Source organism: Microbacterium sp., from assembly GCF_031988965.1.
In the GTDB taxonomy this organism is placed as follows: Bacteria; Actinomycetota; Actinomycetes; order Actinomycetales; family Microbacteriaceae; genus Microbacterium.
The window spans coordinates 1-5,104 of record NZ_DALZXX010000175.1; the positions used below are offsets into that span (position 1 = coordinate 1).

General features: G+C 69.5%; 4 protein-coding genes. 3 read left to right on the plus strand and 1 reads right to left on the minus strand.

Annotated features, from left to right (window positions below):
- The coding region (locus RTM68_RS16790; RefSeq protein WP_312173127.1) for an o-succinylbenzoate synthase at positions 1-681 on the plus strand (681 nt) is incomplete at its 5' end.
- Positions 682-711: 30 nt separating this feature from the next.
- On the opposite strand, the gene RTM68_RS16795 is transcribed toward RTM68_RS16790, so the two are convergent.
- Positions 712-1,335: a helix-turn-helix domain-containing protein gene (locus tag RTM68_RS16795; protein WP_312173129.1), complete on the minus strand. Its 624-nt coding sequence runs from the start codon at positions 1,333-1,335 to the stop codon at positions 712-714.
- A 142-nt stretch (positions 1,336-1,477) separates the two neighbouring features.
- Between RTM68_RS16795 and RTM68_RS16800 the strand changes: the two genes are divergently transcribed.
- Positions 1,478-4,297 carry an efflux RND transporter permease subunit gene (locus RTM68_RS16800; RefSeq protein ID WP_312173130.1) on the plus strand — a complete coding sequence of 940 codons (2,820 nt, stop codon included), beginning with the start codon at positions 1,478-1,480 and terminating at the stop codon, positions 4,295-4,297.
- The coding region (locus tag RTM68_RS16805; RefSeq protein ID WP_312173131.1) for a YhgE/Pip family protein at positions 4,294-5,104 on the plus strand (811 nt) is incomplete at its 3' end. The genes RTM68_RS16800 and RTM68_RS16805, both read left to right, overlap by 4 nt.

A 5,104-nucleotide genomic window follows, 5' to 3' on the forward strand; every position in this document is an offset into this window, starting at 1 on the left:
GGCTGCCGCACCGCCAAGATCAAGGTCGCGGAGCCCGGGCAGACGCTCGCCGACGACATCGACCGCGTGCGCGCCGTGCGCGAGGCCATGGGCCCCGAGGGGCGCATCCGCGTCGACGCCAACGGCCTGTGGAACGTGGACGAAGCCGAGCACGCCGTACACGCCCTCAATCAGTTCGACCTCGAGTACGTCGAGCAGCCCTGCGCCACGGTGCCCGAACTCGCCGAGCTGCGCACCCGCGTGAAGTACATGGGCATCCCGGTCGCCGCCGACGAGAGCATCCGCAAGTCGTCCGACCCGCTCGCCGTCGCCCGAGAGAAGGCGGCCGATCTGCTCGTCATCAAGGCGCAGCCGCTCGGCGGCATCACCCACGCACTGCAGATCGTCACGGCTGCGGGCCTGCCGGTCGTCGTCTCCAGCGCCCTCGACACGGCGATCGGGCTCTCGCAGGGGGCCGCGCTCGCGGCAGCACTGCCGACGCTCGACTATGACTGCGGTCTGGGCACGTCATCGCTGTTCCTCGATGATGTGGCCGACCTGCGTCCGGTCGACGGATCGATCTCGGCAGAGCGGGTCGCGCCGGATGCGGCCGCGCTGAGCCGACTCGCCGCCTCGGACGATCGTCGCGACTGGTGGCTCGACCGACTCAGTCGCTGCTACGAGGTGCTCGCCGCGCGCTGAGCCGCACTCATCCGACGGCGTGCCGTCACGTCACTCGGCGAGCAGCAGCTGCACGAGCCTGCCGAGTTCCTCGCCGCCGGAGTGACGCAGCTGGTCGGAGTCCTGCCCCGCCATCGCTCCGCGCACGGTCATGCCCTCCCAGATGATCATGAGCATGCGCGCGGCCTCGTCGGCCGGAACCTTCAGCTCGAGAGAGCTCACTGAGACGATGTCGGTGATGATCGTCGCGATGCTCGAGACCATCTCGCGCTCCTGCGCGAGGTAGGCCGCGCCGAACTGCTGATCGCGCAGTGCGCGGATGCGGATCTCGCTCATGAGCATCACACCGAGGCGGTCGTCGCCTCCGGCATCCATGATCTGCTGCACGAGATCGACCGGATCGCAGCCGGCGGTGAGACCCCCCTCTGCCGCGATCTCGTCGACGCGATCGCGCACGGCGCTCACCCGCTGCTCGGCGACACTGCCGGCCAGCATCAGGAACAGCTCGTCCTTAGAATCGAAGTTGGAGTAGAAGGCGCCGCGGGTGAAGCCGGCGCGCTCGCAGACGGCCTCGACGGAGGCGCCTTCGAGACCGACCTCGGCGAACACCTGCGCGGCGGCGTCCAGAAGCCGGGCTCGCGTGTTCTCGCGGCTTCGAGGGGCGGATGTCGTCATCGAGCCATCCTTTCACTGGGGTTGCTGCACCTGTCGAAGGATCTCACACCCCGCACACAGACTCCGGGGCTCGGATCACCTTACGATACATCTATGTATCGGATACACCTGTGTATCCGACCCGGATCATCTGAGGAGCTTCGTGTCCACACTCCTGTCCTCGCTCGGCCGCTGGTCTTACCGGCATCCGTGGCGTGTCCTCGTCTCCTGGCTCCTCGCGCTCGGCATCGCCGGTGCGGGAGCACTCGTGCTCGGAGCGGGCACCGACAACTCCTTCTCGATCCCCGGCACCGAGTCACAGGCCGGTCTCGAACAGCTCAACCGCTCGTTCCCCGCGGTCAGCGGTACCAGCGCGCAGATCATCGTGGTCGCAGCCGACGGTGACTCGATCACCGACGACACGTATCGAGATGACATCGAGGAGACCGTCGACAAGCTGGCCGACCTCGACGACTCCGTGCTGTCGGCCACCTCGCCGTATGACGAGATGGTCAGCGGCATGATCAACGACGATGAGACCGCGGGCATCATCCGCCTGCAGTTCGACGGACAGTCGACCGATGTCTCGGACGAGACGCAGGACGAGCTCCGGACCGTCGTCGCAGACCTCGCCGCCGAGCTCCCCCCGGGGTCGCAGACCTCGCTCGGCGGCGAGCTGTTCGCCACCTCGATCCCCGGTGTGACGCTGACCGAGGCAGTCGGGCTCCTGATCGCCCTGCTCGTGCTGATCGTGACCTTCCGCTCGTTCGTCGTCGCGGGCCTCCCCCTGCTCACGGCCGTGCTCGGTGTCGGCATCTCGATGGCCGGCATCTTCGCGGCGACCGCCTTCGCGACCGTCTCGTCGACCACCCCCCTGCTCGCGCTCATGCTCGGGCTCGCCGTCGGCATCGACTACGCGCTGTTCATCATGGCCAGGCACCAGGATCAGGTCCGTGAGGGCGTCGACCCCGAAGAGTCGACGGCCCGCGCCGTGGGCACAGCCGGGTCGGCCGTCGTGTTCGCGGGCGTCACCGTGCTGATCGCGCTGATCGGGCTCGGCTTCGCCGGCATCCCCTTCCTCACCACCATGGGCATCGCCGCGTCCGCCGCCGTCGCCGTCGCGGTCGCCATCGCGGTGACCCTCACCCCGGCGCTGCTCGGGTTCATGAAGGGTCGTGTCGCGGGTCGCCCGCGCAAGCCGCGCAAGCCGCGCAAGCCGCGCAAGGCGAAGGAGGGCACGCCCACCCCCGCTCCCCGTCGCCGTTTCAGCGACCGCTGGGTGACGGGCGTGACGAAGCGACCGATCCTCGTGTCGCTGGCCGTGGTGCTCGGCCTCGGCATCGTGGCCATCCCGGCGCTGAGCCTCAACCTCGCTCTGCCGAACGCCGGCGTGCTGCCGAAGGACAATGAGGCTCGACAGAGCTACGACCTGGTCGCCGAGGAGTTCGGCGCCGGCTTCAACGGACCGCTGATCCTGACAGGCACCATCGTCACCTCGACCGATCCCCTGACGCTGATGGAGGATCTCGGCGACGAGGTGGCGAAGATCGACGGGGTCAAGGAGGTGGCGCTCGCCACCCCCAACGAGACGGCCGACACGGGCATCGTGCAGATCATCCCCGAGACCGCACCCGACGACCCCGCGACCGCCGACCTGGTTCGCGAACTGCGCGCACATCACGACGAGTGGCTCGACGAGTTCGGCATCGACCTCAAGGTCACCGGCTTCACAGCCGTCGGCATCGACATCTCCGACCAGCTGGGCAACGCGCTCCTGCCGTTCGGCGTCTTCGTGATCGGCCTGTCCCTGATCCTCCTGACCATCGTCTTCCGCTCGCTCTGGGTGCCGATCACCGCTGCCGCCGGATACCTGCTCTCGATCGTCGCCGGGTTCGGCATCGTCGGCGCGGTGTTCGAGTGGGGCTGGTTCGCCGACGCCCTGCACGTCGCGAAGGTCGGTCCGATCATCAGCTTCATGCCGATCATCCTCATGGGCGTGCTGTTCGGCCTCGCGATGGACTACCAGGTCTTCCTCGTCTCCCGCATGCGCGAGGACTTCGTGCACGACGCTGACGGGAAGAGCCCGGATCGCGCGACCAGACGCGCCGCCGCCCTGCGTGCGGTACGCAGCGGCTTCACCGGATCGGCGAAGGTCGTCACCGCCGCGGGTCTCATCATGTTCGCCGTGTTCGTGGCGTTCGTGCCCGAGGGCGACTCGTCTCTCAAGCCGATCGCACTGGGCCTGGCCGCAGGAATCGCGATCGACGCGTTCCTGGTGCGGATGACGCTGATCCCCGCGCTCATGGCGATCCTCGGCGAGCGCGCGTGGGAGATCCCGGCGTGGCTCGAGCGGATCCTTCCCCGCGTCGACATCGAGGGCGAAGCGGTGGAGCGCGAGCGCCACCTCGCCGAGTGGCCCGGCGACGACTCGGTGATCGCCGCGGACGATCTGTCACTCTCCGCCGCCGGAGTCGAGCGACTCCACCTGCGGGTGGCTCCCGGTGCGGCTGCCGTTCTCTCCGGCTCGTCGCCCGGCGCGCTCCGCACCCTGGCCCTGACGATCGCGGGTCGAGTGGCCCCCGAAGACGGACGGCTGCGGGTGGCCGGTCACCTGCTGCCCGGCCGTGCCGCATGGGTGCGCGCGCACGTCGGCGCGGTGATGGCCGCCGATTCCGGAAGCCTGTCGGCAGATCTCGCCGAGGCGCTTCGAGGCACGCCCGCACTGGTCGTGATCGACGGCGTCGACCGGCTCTCCCGCGCCGATCGCGACCAGGTCGCCGCACGCCTGCGGGACGCACGCCCGACGACCACAGTGCTCGTCACGGCGCACTCCCCCGAGATCGCGCTCGAGCTGCTCTCGGATGCCGGACGCGGCCCGGTCGACGTGATCGACGTCGACGGCGCCGCACCGCGCCGCGCCTCCCTCCCCTCTGCGGCCCAGGGCGCAGACGAATCCTCCGAATCGACCGAGGTGACAGCATGACCCTCCCCATCGAGCGAGCACGCTCGCGCAAGCCGATCACGTGGCTGACGATCCTCGGCATCCTGCTGCTCCCGGCAGCCGTCGGCGGCATCCTGGTCGCGGCCCTCCAGAACCCTGCAGAGCGGCTCGACTCGATGACGGCGGCGATCGTCAACCTCGACGAGCCCGTCGAGATCGACGGCCAGCTCACGCCCCTCGGACGTCAGCTGGCCTCCGGCCTCGTCGAGGGGTCGGACGAGCTCGACTCCAACCTCACGTGGGTCATCTCGAATGAGGACGATGCCAAGGACGGTCTCGCCGACGGTTCGTACCAGGCCGTCATCACCATCCCCGAGGACTTCTCCGCGGCGGCCACCTCGGCGGGTCAGGCGATCTCCGACGGCGGCGGCGACGCCGAGCAGGCGACCATCCAGGTCACCACCCCCGACGACGGGCTCGTCGCCGACGACCTCATCACGAGCCAGATCGCGAACGTCGCGGCCTCCAGCCTCGGCACGATGCTGTCGGAGGCGACGACCGAGAACATCCTGGTCGGCTTCACGACCATCGGCGATCAGATCGGCGAGGCCGCAGACGGCGCCGCGCAGCTCGCGACCGGATCGAGGGATGCGGCCACCGGAGCCGCTGCGATCCCGGACGGTGCCACCCAGCTCGCGTCGGGCGCCTCCGAACTGGGCACGGGCGCCTCGTCGCTCGCCGACGGCCTCGACACCCTGACGTCGAAGACCCGAGAGGCGGCGGCCGGAGCCTCGCAGATCGGCCTCGGCCTGACGACGGGAGCCTCCGAGCTGCAGAAGAACGCCGACG

Bases quoted from the DNA above. Each gene is read 5' to 3' on its own strand.
- RTM68_RS16795 (WP_312173129.1), bottom strand. From the start codon at position 1,335: ATGACGACATCCGCCCCTCGAAGCCGCGAGAACACGCGAGCCCGGCTT.